Origin of the sequence: Staphylococcus durrellii (assembly GCF_015594545.1) — a bacterium.
Classification (GTDB): domain Bacteria; phylum Bacillota; class Bacilli; order Staphylococcales; family Staphylococcaceae; genus Staphylococcus; species Staphylococcus durrellii.
On record NZ_JADIIO010000001.1, the window covers coordinates 2,100,461 to 2,115,231 of the forward strand.

Here is a 14,771-nt window from a genome sequence, read left to right on the forward strand (position 1 = left end):
CAATAATATAATAGACATTTGTGAAAAATGAGTGTTGTTCATTTATATACTTTATTGTCATTATTAATAATAAGAATATTAGCGCGAAACTTTATAAAGAATATTTTAGCGTTTATTATAATAGGGAGTGAATTTGTTGGAATTAATAGAATATGACAAAGTACAGTCTTTGCTTGATTCTTACGCGAATAAGCCTGTATATATTCACGTAGAAACTACTAACGGGGCTTATGCTAATCATTTTGATCAACGTGTATTTAACGCTGGCACATTTTTAAGAAACATTAATATAACTTTTGAACATGCACAACTTAAAGGTGGAGAAAAAGATCCTTACCGTGTAGGTTTAAAACTAGTGAACAGTGGTTGGGTTTATGTACAAGGATTAACTCACTTTGAAATTAACGATAATAATGAATTTCTGATAGCTGGTTTTAATTATGAAGGTCAATTGGCTGCAACGTTAGAAATCAGTACACAACCATTTAACATATAAAGGAGGACGAAATCATGTCAGAAGAAAGTCACGTACTCGTAATTTTTCCACACCCGGATGACGAAACGTTCTCATCAGCTGGAACGTTAGCTCGTTATATCGACAATGGTGTACCGGTTACTTACGCTTGTCTAACCCTCGGACAAATGGGGAGAAACTTAGGCAACCCACCATTTGCGACGAGAGAATCATTACCCTACATTCGCGAACGAGAACTCGAAGCAGCTGCTGAAGCAATTGGGATTAAAGATTTACGTAAAATGGGATTAAGAGACAAAACAGTTGAATTCGAACCACACGATGAAATGGATTATATGGTAAAATCTTTAATTGACGAATTACAACCGTCAGTAATTATTTCATTTTATCCTAATTTTGCAGTACATCCAGATCACGAAGCAACTGCAGAAGCAGTGGTAAGGACTGTTGGTAAAATGCCAAAAGAAGCAAGACCTAGATTGCAGTTAGTAGCTTTTAGTAACGATGCGCACGAAAAGCTTGGTGAGCCTGATATTTTAAACAAGATCAGTGATTATAAAGATGTTAAATTACGTGCTTTTGAAGCACATGCATCACAAACAGGTCCTTTTTTACAGCAATTAGCAACTTCTGATGTAGCTGGTGAAGCAAACGGCTTCTTAGAAGTTGAACCGTATTGGACTTATAACTTTGAATCTTAAGTGGAGGCATTAGCATGACTGAATTAGACTTATCTACAAGAGAAGGAAGATGGAAACATTTTGGTTCTGTCGATCCTATCGAAGGCACTAAACCTGTCGTCAAAGAAGAAATGACCGACTTACAAAGTACAAACAAAAACTTTTTATTCGATATAGAAGAAGTAGGCATTAAAAACTTGGTTTACCCTGTACGAATTGATGATTATCAAACAGCTGGAACGTTTAGCTTTTCCACAAGTTTGAATCAAGATGAAAAAGGTATTAACATGAGTCGTATTCTTGAAAGCGTTGAGAAACATTATGATAACGGAATCCAACTTAATTTCACTTCACTTAATGAAGTGTTGGGTACTTTACAACATAGTATGAACCAAAGTGCTGCTGGTGTGGATGTTTCGGGAAAATGGTTTTTCAATCGTTTAAGTCCAGTAACTAACATTAAAGCGATAGGTAATGCTGACGTTACATTTGGTTTAGCAATTGACGGCGATGCTGTCACACGTAAAGAATTAACTGTCAATGTCGCCGTTACAACACTATGTCCTTGTTCTAAAGAAATAAGCGAATATTCAGCACATAACCAACGTGGCTATGTTACTGTAAAGGCTTATTTGAACAAAGAGACACCTTTAAGTGATAACTATAAAGAAATTATTTTAGACGCTATGGAAGCTAATGCTAGCTCAATTTTATATCCAATCTTAAAGCGCCCTGACGAAAAAAGTGTCACTGAGCGCGCCTATGAGAATCCACGATTTGTAGAAGACCTTATTCGTCTTATTGCTGCCGATTTAGTGGAATTTGATTGGATTGAAGGGTTCGATATAGAATGTCGTAATGAAGAATCCATCCACCAACATGACGCTTTCGCAAAAATTAAATATAGAAAATAATAAATTTTACTTTTACTGGAATAATCCATTTTATGTAACTCTGTTTACATGTGATTATTCCAGTTTTTTATTTAAAACTAAATTATTAGGTTTTAGCTTTAAATTTTTTAGCTTAAAATAAAATTACCAAAAATAATGTAAATAAATAAACATAAAGAGTAAAAAAATAATACCCCCATTAAATGAAAATCATATTAAAATAATTACTATATGATATGTGTATTTAGCAATTTCTTCTCTTCATATATAATTATTTATCATTGTGTGGTGATTAAGTGTGGATTTTTCATTAACAATTTTCAATAACGAACATGTATTACAACATCTTACTAATTTAAGTCGTATTAATGTTTATTTAATTATTAATGGGAATATCTCTCTCTTAAAAAATAACGAATTGCAGCATTACCATGTAGGTGATGTTTTTCACATTTTTGATTTTGACCAAACTGTTATTTTTCCTCATCATGCTTCCCTGTTAAAATTATCAATAAATCAACATTATTTTTATGAGTTGTTTCAACCTTCAAATCAACCTATCAATTGTTTAAATTATCCAAGCAATCAATTATTAATAAATGCACTGTATGCTTTACATCAAAGTGAATTTTCGCGCTTCAAACATACAATCAACTTATATTTCCAACATATATTTAATACAGTGAACGTTGATTTAGCCGAGCATCAATCATCGAATAGTTCCTATGGATTCACATTAATTAAAAGCGTAATTCATTATATTAATACGCATTGCATAGATACTTTACTATGCAAAAACATAGCTCAAACTTACTATGTTAATCATTCTTTTCTATCTCGTGAATTTTCAAAATATATGCATACTACTTTATCAGATTATATTGCTATAGCAAAAATTACTCATAATGCCAAACAATTACTTGAACAATCTAATGATGCCCATGCGTGGCATGATTATGGCTTTCATACTTATTCTGATTACGTGACACGCTTTCAACACGTTTATCACTGCCCACCTGATAAATGGGCAGAAAAAAAGATCACAGATATAAAGCTTGTTAAGCACAAGCTCAATAAGAATATAATGTCTCAAATAAGTAAAATTAAATAAAATATGTAAAGATGGTGAAAAAATGGATATTATCAAATATGAAGAAAAAAGAACCTTAATAAAAAAAGTAGTAAAACAAAACTTAAATATTACTTTGGTGGAAATTGTAATATTAGATAAAATTGCTGAAATTAATAAGACGACTATTGAAGCTTCTGAGCTAAAAAAATCACTATATAATAAAAACACGCCTATTTCATCACAATTAAGTAATTTAATTAGTCTTAACTTATTAAAAAAAGAACGTGATTCACATGATGAAAGACGTATTTATCTATACGACATAGACTTAGTAAGTATTAATAAAATTTTACAGCAGTACCATTCCATAGTCAGAAAATTAATTAATACTTCATTATAATAAAAAAAGCTACTTAAATCGTTAAATGACATAGCCAGTTTCGCTTATGATTTTAATTTTAAGTAGCTTATTGTTATGTTATTTTAAATGTTCGTACGGACTGTTTTTAACAAAAGAAATAATTTGATCTACAAACAATTTAGCTCGTAATTGGAACTCTTCGTTTGCTAGATATAATGTACCATCTTCAAGTTTATTATAATCTGAATCATGTGTAGCAATTTGTGTAGGTATCGCTATACCTAGTAATGTACGTACTATTAAACGCAGATGGGATAATGGTTCTGCGCTTACGATACCGCCACTATTGCCAATTAAGCCAACTGGTTTCATTTTAAAATCATCCATCGTTAAATGGTCTAAAGCATTTTTCAATATACCTGAATAAGAGCCATGATAATTTGGACTACCTAAGACGAAAAAGTCAGCTTCTCTTGCTTTAGATTGTAATTCAACAAGATTATTTTTATAAGTTTCCATAGGCGTTGAAGCACCAGAAACATCTAATTGATGTATTGGTTTTTCAGCTAAATCAAATATTTCAGTTTCAAAGTCATGCTCTTCAAAATTTCCTTTTAAGTATTGTGATAAAGCTGTCGTATGGGAGCCTAACTTAGCACTTCCTACTATGATTAATCCTTTCATTATTAAGTCACCTCATGTATTAATTGTTATATGTTTTAAGTAATTTCATAATGGCCTTGCCGACACCACTCTCTTCATTGGATTCAGTTTCAAACTTAGCAATTGTTTTAACTTCTGGTGTAGCATTCGCCATTGCAACAGAATAGTCTGCACGTTCAAGCATAGAGATATCATTTAAATTATCTCCTATTGCCATAACATCGGACATATCAATCCTTAATCTATCAGCAATTGTTTGTAATGCGATGCCTTTTTGCGCATCTGCATGTGTAATTTCGATATTGCCTCTAGAAGATGAAGATACCGCCAAACTACCTGATTGTGCTAATTCTTCACTAACGCGGTCAATTTTATCTAGATCGCTATCAAAGGCAAGAATTTTCATCACGATTTCTCCAGGGGTATCTTTAATTTTGTCATAATTTTCGACAACTTTTAATGTGCCATTATCAATTCGTTTTTGTATTCCTGATTTGATTTTTTCAACGTCAGCTTGTTGACCAGCACGTTCTGCAATATCAATGTAAATTTCTAGATCGCGTTGAGGATTTTCCGTATAAATTCCAATATTGGTATATATTTGGTAGTAAATTTCCTCTCTTTTTAGTACATGTGTTATTCTATCGATTAACTCTCTATTTAAATTTGAAGTGCTACTAATATTGAATGATTCATCTCTAACTTCCGCACCATTCAAACAGATATAAGGTAATTTTAAATCTGTTTGTGCGATAGGTGTACTAGCTTCATAAAATGCTCGACCTGTGGCAATAACTACTGTAATTCCTTGGGATTGAGCATATTTAATAGCTTGAACATTTTCCTCGGAAACTTCATGCGCAGCATTTAATAATGTGCCATCCATATCTGTTGCAATTAACTTTATCATTGTATATTTTCGTCCCTTTCCGCATTAAGTTACACACACTAACCCGCTAACCTTTAATTACTCGCACATCTTGTAACTCATTATATAGTTTAACAAAACTTTAGGTGTTTGTATTATCGTCTGTTTGGCTGATTTTTTTATTTTTTCTGAGATTTTGAAAAAACAAACGCAATAATGCTCCACATTCATCTGACAAGACATTGGATTCAACTTCAGCCCTATGGTTAAAACGAGGTTCTTGGGTTAAATCCATCAAACTTCCACTACAACCTCCCTTAGGGTCACTAGCACCATATACGAGCCTAGGAATTCTGCCCATAACGATTGCACCTGCACACATGACACATGGTTCTAAAGTCACATATAATGTGCATTCTTCTAAGCGCCAGCTTCCTACAATTTTTGCGGCTTTTTGTATCGCTAAATACTCTGCATGTGCTGTTGGATCTTGTAGTGTTTCTCTCAAATTATGTGCGCGCGCAATAATTTTATTATTTTTTACAACAATAGCACCTATGGGAACCTCGCCGATATGCTGGGCTTTCAACGCTTCACTTAGTGCAACTTTCATATATTTTTCATCACTTGTCATGTGTCTGACACCTCACATATGGTACAATACTTATTGTCTATTTTAACATTTGGAGCGTTAATCATGAATAAACCATTTATAGCAATTGAAGGCCCTATTGGCGTTGGAAAATCTTCCTTAACGCATAAATTAAGCCAAGATTTAAATTATTATGAAGAAAACGAAATTATCGATGAAAACCCATTTCTTTCCGACTTCTACGATGATATATCAAAATGGAGCTTCCAAACTGAAATGTTTTTTTTATGTAATCGATATAAACAATTTCAAGATTTAGCACATATTCACAAAGGCATTGTCAGTGACTACCATATTCATAAAAATAAAATATTCGCACATAATACACTTACCTCAACTGAATATGAAAAATTCTCTCGCATCTATGATATTTTGACTGAAGATTTAGAGATGCCTAATATTATAATTTTTTTAGATGCTGATTTAACGGTACTACAAGAACGCATTGCTCAAAGAAACCGTAGTTTCGAGCATCAAATTTCAGATGATTATTTACTTGCTCTAAAAGAAGATTATACTCATTTTTACAATTCATTAAAAGCAGATGGCCAAAATGTCGTAAAAATCGATACGACTTCATTAGATTTTGTAGCTAATGATGCTGATTATAATTATATATTAGAACTTGTACGACCATTAATAGGAGGAACAAAATATGAATAACTATGGTATTCCACAGGATGCAGTTATTACTATCGCTGGTACTGTTGGTGTCGGAAAATCTACTTTAACTCAAGCTTTAGCAGATCGTTTAAATTTCCGTACTTCATTTGAAAATGTCGATCATAATCCTTATTTAGATAAATTTTACCATGACTTCCAACGTTGGAGCTTTCATTTACAAATCTATTTTTTAGCAGAGCGCTTTAAAGAACAGAAACGTATGTTTGAGTATGGTGGTGGATTTGTCCAAGATCGCTCAATCTATGAAGACGTAGATATTTTTGCAAAAATGCACGAAGCACAAGGTACAATGACACAAGAAGACTTTAATACTTATTCTGAGCTATTTAATGCAATGGTGATGACACCTTATTTCCCAAAACCAGACGTCCTTATATATTTGGAATGCGATTATGATGAAGTTATCGATCGTATAAAACAACGTGGTCGTCAAATGGAAATCGAAACTGACCCTCAATATTGGCAAAAATTATTCCAACGTTATGAAAATTGGATTAGTCAATTTAATGTATGCCCTGTCGTGCGTGTAAACATTAATGAATATGACCTACATGCTGATCCAGATTCACTCGACGTGGTTATTAATAAAATTAAATCTGTAATCGACACCTATAGAAAAGTTGATCAACGATAATACTAAAAAGGTTGAAACAATGTTAGCACTAGCTCTTTGTTTCAACCTTTTATATTATTCAATATGGTTACGGTTAATGATTTTATCAATTTCATCATCATAAACTTTTTTGTTAAAGTAACTATCATCTACTTGCTCTAGACCAAACGTATTTGCCTTTTCTTTATCATTAGTTCCAATATATTGATTGCCATCACTATCTTGATAATAATCAAAAATTACACCTTCATACCGAGCCTCTTGAAACAACTCATATAACTCTTCTAATTCATCCCTAGCTACGTGTTTATAATATAATGTATGAGAAGTATGAGCTTTAGTTTGAGCAATAAATCCTTGTTCCTCGGCATTCTCTTGTTCGGTAACTAACAACACATCATTGCCATGTATACTAACAACTTTGTATGTAACATTGTTATAAATCGCATACTTGCCATCAATCATTGCAACCACCTCTTTAAGAAACTCATAATATATGTTTTGTATATTATGACATAACTACATCATTAATCCTATTGATTTATTATATCGATTACTTCATTTATAGTCGGTATGATATAGTCCGCGTCTAAAAAACTTTCTTCCACATCTACACCAGTTAACACGGCGATAGATAACCCTAATTTAGCATTTTTACCTGTTTTAATATCATTTGCAGTATCGCCAACAATTGCCACCTCTTTAGGATTGACATCATAGTTATCAAATAAAGGGTTCAACACTTCTGGATTAGGTTTTTCTACTGCATTGGCTTCAGTAGAGATAATCACATCAAAAAACTGCTTACTTTGTGTAACTTCTAAAAATTGTTCTACGCCTTTTTTCGAATCACTCGTAACAATCCCCATTTTATAACCTTGTTGTTGTAAGGTTGCTAATGTTTGATATGCTCCTTCTACCCATTCATTGTCAGGTACGCGATTATCTACTAAAGTTTGACTACGTTTCTGCACCCATTTAGTAACATCTTGTTGAGCAATATCATTAAATGCCTCTACCATATTATCTAGTGCACCAGATGCCATAATAGTTCCCTGTTGAATTTCTCCATCTACGATACCTAATCGTGCATAAGCAGCGTTCACATCAGTAATTCTTTCTTGGTAGCGTTCAATAAAATCGTCAACTAATTGTAAACCAATAGTCATCCAACTGCGATCAAAATATATTAAGGTACCGTCTTTATCAAATAAAATCCATTTCATCAAATTACAACTCCTATGAAATTGTCATTGCTTTTAAAATAATTTGTTACTTTACTCTTAAGATTAAAAAAGACATATATCAAAACATTTCTTTAAACATAATGAGCATAAGTTAATAACAGCATTATATATTTAAAGATTCAATAGTTTTGACATTGCCTTTAAGCTAAATTAATCATTAATATTTAGGTACAACTACTCTCCAATTCTGCGGATCATTAAGTTTACCACTTTGAATGCCAACATAATTATCGTAAAGTTTTTGTGTGATTTCGCCTGTTTCATTGTTATTAATAACGATTTCTTTTTCACCATATTTCAGCTGTCCAACAGGAGATATTACCGCTGCAGTTCCTGTACCAAATACTTCTGATAGTTTACCTTTACGTTGAGATTCAATTAATTCATCAATAGAGACACGACGTTCTTCAACATCATAACCTAATTGTTTTGATAATTCGATAACAGTTTTTCGTGTAATCCCCGGTAAAATACTACCATTTAATTTTGGTGTTACAATTGTGCCATTTTCAACGAAGAAGATATTCATGCTACCTACTTCTTCTATATATTTTTGTTCAACACCATCTAACCATAACACTTGATCATAGCCTAGTTTAGACGCATTCGTTTGCGCTTTTAGACTTGCTGCATAGTTACCTGCAACCTTCGCATGCCCTACACCACCACGAACAGCTCGCACATATTCATCTTCTACATAAATCTTAGTCGGTCTTAATGATTCTCCACCATAGTATGAACCTGATGGCGATAAAATAATAAGTAATTTATAAGAATAAGATGGTCTAACACCTAGCATACCTTCAGTAGCGAAAACGTAAGGTCGTATATATAAAGATTGTCCTTCACCTTCAGGTACCCAGTCACGTTCTACATCGACTAATTGTTTAAGACCTTCTAGTAAAACACCTTCATCTACTTCTGGCATATCTAGTCTATTTAAAGAGTCATTAATACGTTTAAAGTTTTCATCTGGTCTAAATAATACGACTTCATCATTATGCTTGTAAGCTTTTAAACCTTCAAAGACTGCTTGTCCATAATGCAATGCCTGTGCTGCTGGAGAAATTTCAATTGGTCCATAAGGCACAATCTTTAGGTCATGCCACCCTTTATCCAAATCATAGTCGAAGCTTAGCATATAGTCAGTAAAATATTTACCAAAACCTAAATCACTTGGATCTGGTTTTTCTTTTAAGTTTTCACGTTGTACAAATTCAATTTTTTCTGACATGATTTATTCCTCCAGTAAGTTCTAAAATTTTCTTTAAAGTCAATTATACCAATCGTATGAAGCGCGTTCAATAATTTTCAAAAAATTTAAAATCTTATATGATGTCTGTTACTTAAAATTAAAAATTATTAATTTCTTCCAAAACAAGGTGATTGACCACAAAGTTATAGACAATAATAAGTCATCCATCTTGACCTATATATTACTATGCATACAGTTATAATGTAAAATTATTTCTTAGTTAAATTATATAATTAACTTTACTGCTGTTGAGTTAGTTTATAATTCGCCATTTAAAAACTGTGCTTCTCCATTAAAGAAACTCCAATTTTCATCAGTGTTTTCTATTAAACTAACCATGATGTCTTCTTTACGTATATTGAGCTCATCATGTAAACGCGTTGCTAAATTGTTATAAAGCTTTAGTTTTTGATCTTTCGTACGTGGTCGAGAAATTAAAGTAAAGACCAAAATATCATTTGTTCTTTCTACACCTAAGCCTGTATCCAAAATTGCCATTTCATAGTATTCATGTTGAGTGACGATTTGGTAACGGTCCCCCACTGGTGCTTCAAAAGCTTCTAACATAACTTCATATGACACATCCAAAATAGCTTTTATTTGTTCCTCCGTACGACCTTTAATCATATCAATTTTAATAATTGGCATAACATCACACCCTTTGCATTTGTTCAATCTTAAGTTTTATTTTAGCGCATCTATTAATGTTTACAACTCATCTGTTTTCTATATATTTATTATTCAAAAAAACACTTAAAAGTACAAAGACTTTTAAGTGCTTTTTAACTAATTATTTACATAGTTTTGAGCTTCAATAGCTTCTAACATGATTTTCGTCATAGCTTGTAAGTCATATTGAGGATCAAAACCCCATTCCGCTCTTGCACAGCTAACGTCAATATTGTCTGGCCAACTATCAGCAATTGCTTGTCTATCAGGGTCTACACTATATTCTAACTCAAAGTTGGGATAATGTTCTAAAATAGCTTCTTTAACCATTTCTGGCTCAATGCTCATAGCACTTAAATTATATGCGTTTCTATTAATAAGTTTAACGCCGTCTGCTTCCATTAATTTAATAATCGCCTCAACAGCATCATCCATAAACATCATATCCATAAATGTGTCTTTTGCAATATAGCTTGTATATTTTCCTTCTCTAACAGCTTTGAAATAAATTTCCACAGCGTAATCTGTTGTACCACCGCCTGGTTCTTTAACATGTGAAATTAACCCTGGAAACCTAACACTTCTTGTGTCGATACCAAATTTTTCAAAGTAATATTGGCATAATAATTCGCCTGCAACTTTATTGACACCATACATGGAAGTAGGTCGTTGTATCGTAACTTGTGGCGTATTAACTTTTGGTGTCGATGGTCCAAACGCACCAATTGAGCTTGGCGTGAAGAATTTCAAATCATACTCACGTGCTGTTTCTAAAGCGTTCATTAAACCGCCCATATTTAAGTCCCATGCAAAAATCGGATTTTTTTCTGCTGTAGCAGACAATAACGCAGCCATATGCATTAATGTATCCGCTTTAAATGTTTCTACTAGTTCAAACATACGCTCTTTATTGGTTACGTCTAAAATTTCAAAAGGTCCATCTAAAATTGGAGAACCTTCTTCTGGTTTTCTAATATCCGTAGCTAAAACATTTTCATTTCCGTAAATTGTTCTACATTTTACTACTAACTCGGTCCCGATTTGACCTAAGGCTCCTGTAATCATAATTTTTTTCATTTCTGTCTCTCCTTTGTCTATTGCCAAAAAGCAATGTATTCCCCATGTACACAAATAGCCTATTTCACTTCGAATTATACTACATATTCACGAAATTGTATACTCTGAGTGAACAATATGTAATTTATTTATTGAGTTGCACAATATATTTATAGCAATTAAAAACTACCTTCTATAGATTAAAGATTTAAATTGTTTATCTCAGGGAATTACTACAATATATATGTATAAGGAGTGAAATAAATGGAGTATAATTTATTAGGTAATTCAGGGTTATCTGTTTCTAAATACGCTCTTGGTACTATACCTTTTACAGGCACTAATGGTTTTGAAAACGCCGGGGGCATGACACAGCAACAAGCCAATAAAATGATTGACTACGCTCTAGATCAAGGTATCAACCAGTTTGATACAGCAAACCTCTATTCAAAAGGTGATTCAGAAATTGCATTAGGTAAAGCAATTCGAGACAAAAGACATGAAATGGTTATTAGCAGTAAGACAGGGTTCCAATTAACTGATAATCGAAATGATGGTGGTGCAAGTAGAATTAACATAGAACGTTCAATTAATGCGTCTTTACAAAGGTTAAATACAGATTATATTGATTTGTATTACACACATTTATGGGACGGCCAGGTACCTCCAATGGAAACAATACAAGTGATGAATGATTTAATTCAGCAAGGCAAAATTCGTTATTGGGGGGTTTCAAATTATAGTGGTTGGGCTTTGGCTAAAACGCATACCCTTGCCGTCGCTCATAATATGGCTCCACCTATTGCACAGCAAATTTATTACACGCCAGAAGCACGCGAAGCCGAATATGAACTATTACCCGCAGGAAAAGAGCTTGGAATAGGTAATAGCATATGGTCACCATTAGGAGAAGGTCTTTTAACAGGTAAAATTTCACGAAACAAATCTGGAGAAACCGGCACACGTCAAGGTGATGGTTGGGCAGAACCTTACATTAAAAATCATGAATTGTTTTATGATTTAGTAGACGTGCTTACTGAAATTGCAGTTAAACACAATGTTTCAGTTGCTCAAGTAACTTTAGCATGGTTACGCGATAGACCTAATGTTGATTCACTCGTTCTCGCCGCTAGAACGCAAAATCAACTTAAAGAAAATATCGCTTCATATAATTTACAGCTAACTGATAATGAAATTAAGACCATAACTGATTTAACTAACCCAGAACCCATATATCCCTTATGGCACAGAGCCATGAATTCTTATGATAAAGCTTCAACTGCAGAAAAAGTTTACCTTGATAACTATAACAATTTAATGAATAATAAAGATTCTATGTTGTAAATTATAATCGAAATAATAAACTCAGAATAAAAAATGGCAATAACTATCTAAAAATGATAGTTATTGCCATTTCTTTTGAATAAAATTCTTTTTGTCATCATACCTATCATAAGGAAACTAATAAAATAGTTAAGTCATTCTGAAGATACAGACGAGCTGAAGACTGTAGGCTGAGCCCATACCGCAGGAAAGCAAGTCATATAATAAGATATAACCAATAAAAAAAGCCAATCAACGCCATTGAATTGCAAACACGTCGATTGACTCTTTATTTAGTTTAGGGCTAATATCCCAAACTCCTCAATACTATTATGAGTTATCTATTAAAATTTGTCTTTTAAATCATTAGCCTTATCTTTCGCTTGATCTTTAGCTTCTTTTTGCTTATCTTTATCGTTTTTCACTTCATCAACTTTATCTTTTGCTTGGTCTTTAAATTCGTCAAATTTGCTCATTATAAAACCCTCCTAAAAGTTTGTATATAAGGTTTTACCACCTTAAATCATTGATAAACATTTTTGTTCAATAATTTTTACCTAAGTTATAGATTATTATTTTTTAATATATCCAAACAATATTATCGTTGTTTTCTAGTTTCTTTTAATTTAAATGACAACAAGAAACCAATAACAGTTACACATGTAGCCACAATAAATGAGATATTGACACCGTGCACGACACCTTCTTGACCTTTGGTAGGATCAACTGCAAGTGACATAACCGTTATAAATAATGCCGTGCCTAAAGCACCTGACATTTGTCTAAAAGTGTTATTCATCGCTGTACCGTGAGATATAAGATGTTGTGGTAACTGATTTATTGCTAATGTTGTCATTGGCATCATTACCATTGCAATTGAAATCATTCTAACTGCATTCATTACAGTTAAGTAAGTTATACTCGTATGAGCAGTTAAGAATGTAAATGGTAACGTTGATAATGCTAATAATAACAATCCTCCACGCGCTAACCATTTACCTCCAAATTTATCAAATAAATACCCTGTTAACGGGTTAAAGAGACCCATAACAATTGCACCCGGTAACAATACTAAACCAGATTGTAAAGGCGTTAATTTCAACATATTTTGCATATACAACGGTAATATAATATTTGTAGAAATCATTACCGCAAATACAAACATACCAAGCACGGTACCTATTGTGTAAATATTATACGTAAATACTCTAAATTCTAGCATCGGTTCCTTAAGTTTTAATTGACGTTTAATAAATATAACTAAAGCAATGCAACCTATGATTAAAGAAGCAATTACTTGCCAGCTTGTAAATCCTGCCTCGCTTACTGTACTAAAGCCATATAATATTCCGCCAAAACCAAGCGTAGATAGTACTACCGAAAGTTTATCAAGTTTTGGATGCGTTAATTCTGTTACATTTTTTAATAAGAAGTATGCTGTCACGATATTAATCACTGCAATAGGAATAATAACATAGAAGACACTTCTCCATGTAAAGTATTCAACTAATATTCCTGATAATGTAGGTCCAATGGCCGGAGCAAATGCAATAACTAATCCAAACAAGCCCATTGCCGTTCCTCTTTTATCTTTTGGGAATAATAAAAATAGAATTGTTTGCATTAGTGGCATCATGATACCTGCACCAGCCGCTTGAAGAATTCTTCCTATTAATAATGTGAAGAAATCAGGTCCAAAAGCACAAACTAAAGTACCAATTGTGAATACGCCCATAGCAGATAGGAATAATTGACGAGAAGTAAAACGTTCTATTAAAAATGCTGTAACTGGAATCATAATACCATTAACAAGCATAAAAATTGATTGCAACCATTGAACAGTACTATTGTTCAGATGTAAATCTTTCATTATAGGTGGTAACGCTGTTCCTAGCAAAGTTTGGTTTAAAATTGTTATAAAGGCACCTGATAATAAAACAATGAACAATGGAATGTTCTTCCGCAAGTCAAACTTTTCTGATTCAGCCAAAATAATCCCTTCCTTCAATTAGTTAAATTAATTTTTGTAAAAACGTTACTTTAATGTACGACAAAAATAAATAAGACCGTTCATCTTACTTAATATAAAGTAAATACGCACGATCTATTATCAATACACTAACTCGATAGCGTTCAATTTTTGTTACAATTATTATAATTTAACACTTTTGTTATACTAAGTCCACTTAGTTGTTTACTATTATTACAAAAGTATAATTATCAAAATTTTAATTCAATCTAAAATTCCAAAAGTTGAGTT

The 14,771-nt window shown here is 32.6% G+C and carries 18 protein-coding genes; 8 read left to right on the top strand and 10 right to left on the bottom strand.

The window, feature by feature from the left end:
- Nucleotides 1–136: 136 nt before the first annotated feature.
- The 5 genes from ISP02_RS10155 to ISP02_RS10175 all read left to right on the top strand — a co-directional run bounded on the left by ISP02_RS10155 (nucleotide 137) and on the right by ISP02_RS10175 (nucleotide 3,520).
- Nucleotides 137–496 carry a YojF family protein gene (locus ISP02_RS10155; protein WP_408020134.1) on the top strand — a complete coding sequence of 120 codons (360 nt, stop codon included), beginning with the start codon at nucleotides 137–139 and terminating at the stop codon, nucleotides 494–496.
- Nucleotides 497–510: 14 nt separating this feature from the next.
- On the top strand, nucleotides 511–1,176 hold the full coding sequence (bshB2, locus tag ISP02_RS10160) for a bacillithiol biosynthesis deacetylase BshB2 (protein WP_195721453.1): 666 nt from the start codon (nucleotides 511–513) through the stop codon (nucleotides 1,174–1,176).
- A gap of 14 nt (nucleotides 1,177–1,190) precedes the next feature.
- On the top strand, nucleotides 1,191–2,069 hold the full coding sequence (folE2, locus tag ISP02_RS10165; RefSeq protein ID WP_195721454.1) for a GTP cyclohydrolase FolE2: 879 nt from the start codon (nucleotides 1,191–1,193) through the stop codon (nucleotides 2,067–2,069).
- A 277-nt stretch (nucleotides 2,070–2,346) separates the two neighbouring features.
- A complete protein-coding gene (locus ISP02_RS10170) occupies nucleotides 2,347–3,159 on the top strand; it encodes a helix-turn-helix transcriptional regulator (protein ID WP_195721455.1) in 813 nt (270 codons plus the stop codon).
- A 22-nt stretch (nucleotides 3,160–3,181) separates the two neighbouring features.
- Nucleotides 3,182–3,520 (top strand): transcriptional regulator, SarA/Rot family, encoded by a 339-nt coding sequence (locus tag ISP02_RS10175; protein WP_195721456.1) that lies wholly within the window; start codon nucleotides 3,182–3,184, stop codon nucleotides 3,518–3,520.
- A 78-nt stretch (nucleotides 3,521–3,598) separates the two neighbouring features.
- Here the strand turns inward: ISP02_RS10175 and ISP02_RS10180 are convergent, their stop codons facing one another.
- From ISP02_RS10180 to tadA, 3 genes are all read right to left on the bottom strand, one after another.
- A complete protein-coding gene (locus ISP02_RS10180) occupies nucleotides 3,599–4,165 on the bottom strand; it encodes an NADPH-dependent FMN reductase (RefSeq protein WP_195721457.1) in 567 nt (188 codons plus the stop codon).
- A gap of 19 nt (nucleotides 4,166–4,184) precedes the next feature.
- A complete protein-coding gene (locus ISP02_RS10185; RefSeq protein ID WP_195721458.1) occupies nucleotides 4,185–5,054 on the bottom strand; it encodes a Cof-type HAD-IIB family hydrolase in 870 nt (289 codons plus the stop codon).
- Between the two features lie 100 nt (nucleotides 5,055–5,154).
- Nucleotides 5,155–5,646 carry a tRNA adenosine(34) deaminase TadA gene (gene tadA, locus ISP02_RS10190; RefSeq protein WP_195721459.1) on the bottom strand — a complete coding sequence of 164 codons (492 nt, stop codon included), beginning with the start codon at nucleotides 5,644–5,646 and terminating at the stop codon, nucleotides 5,155–5,157.
- A 63-nt stretch (nucleotides 5,647–5,709) separates the two neighbouring features.
- Between tadA and ISP02_RS10195 the strand changes: the two genes are divergently transcribed.
- Together ISP02_RS10195 and ISP02_RS10200 are read left to right on the top strand one after the other, a co-directional pair.
- Nucleotides 5,710–6,327 (top strand): deoxynucleoside kinase, encoded by a 618-nt coding sequence (locus ISP02_RS10195; RefSeq protein WP_195721460.1) that lies wholly within the window; start codon nucleotides 5,710–5,712, stop codon nucleotides 6,325–6,327.
- A complete protein-coding gene (locus tag ISP02_RS10200) occupies nucleotides 6,320–6,982 on the top strand; it encodes a deoxynucleoside kinase (RefSeq protein ID WP_195721461.1) in 663 nt (220 codons plus the stop codon). Before ISP02_RS10195 ends, ISP02_RS10200 begins: the two co-directional genes overlap by 8 nt.
- A 54-nt stretch (nucleotides 6,983–7,036) precedes the next feature.
- Here the strand turns inward: ISP02_RS10200 and ISP02_RS10205 are convergent, their stop codons facing one another.
- The 5 genes from ISP02_RS10205 to ISP02_RS10225 all read right to left on the bottom strand — a co-directional run bounded on the left by ISP02_RS10205 (nucleotide 7,037) and on the right by ISP02_RS10225 (nucleotide 11,209).
- On the bottom strand, nucleotides 7,037–7,426 hold the full coding sequence (locus ISP02_RS10205) for a hypothetical protein (protein WP_195721462.1): 390 nt from the start codon (nucleotides 7,424–7,426) through the stop codon (nucleotides 7,037–7,039).
- 68 nt (nucleotides 7,427–7,494) lie between these two features.
- Entirely contained in the window at nucleotides 7,495–8,187 is a 693-nt protein-coding gene (locus tag ISP02_RS10210; RefSeq protein WP_195721463.1) for an HAD family hydrolase, read from the bottom strand.
- A gap of 178 nt (nucleotides 8,188–8,365) precedes the next feature.
- Complete coding sequence (locus tag ISP02_RS10215; protein ID WP_195721464.1) at nucleotides 8,366–9,442, bottom strand: branched-chain amino acid aminotransferase; 1,077 nt, start codon at nucleotides 9,440–9,442, stop codon at nucleotides 8,366–8,368.
- Nucleotides 9,443–9,721: 279 nt separating this feature from the next.
- Entirely contained in the window at nucleotides 9,722–10,111 is a 390-nt protein-coding gene (locus ISP02_RS10220) for a tautomerase family protein (RefSeq protein ID WP_195721465.1), read from the bottom strand.
- A 138-nt stretch (nucleotides 10,112–10,249) separates the two neighbouring features.
- A complete protein-coding gene (locus ISP02_RS10225) occupies nucleotides 10,250–11,209 on the bottom strand; it encodes an NAD-dependent epimerase/dehydratase family protein (protein ID WP_195721466.1) in 960 nt (319 codons plus the stop codon).
- A 243-nt stretch (nucleotides 11,210–11,452) separates the two neighbouring features.
- Between ISP02_RS10225 and ISP02_RS10230 the strand changes: the two genes are divergently transcribed.
- Nucleotides 11,453–12,532, top strand: coding sequence for an aldo/keto reductase (locus ISP02_RS10230; RefSeq protein ID WP_195721467.1), 1,080 nt, complete (start codon nucleotides 11,453–11,455; stop codon nucleotides 12,530–12,532).
- A 323-nt stretch (nucleotides 12,533–12,855) separates the two neighbouring features.
- On the opposite strand, the gene ISP02_RS13135 is transcribed toward ISP02_RS10230, so the two are convergent.
- The gene (locus ISP02_RS13135) at nucleotides 12,856–12,987 is read right to left on the bottom strand and encodes a hypothetical protein (protein ID WP_268933178.1); all 132 of its coding nucleotides are present in this window, start codon (nucleotides 12,985–12,987) and stop codon (nucleotides 12,856–12,858) included.
- 122 nt (nucleotides 12,988–13,109) lie between these two features.
- Nucleotides 13,110–14,501, bottom strand: coding sequence for an MDR family MFS transporter (locus ISP02_RS10235; RefSeq protein ID WP_195721468.1), 1,392 nt, complete (start codon nucleotides 14,499–14,501; stop codon nucleotides 13,110–13,112).
- Nucleotides 14,502–14,771 lie beyond the last annotated feature (270 nt).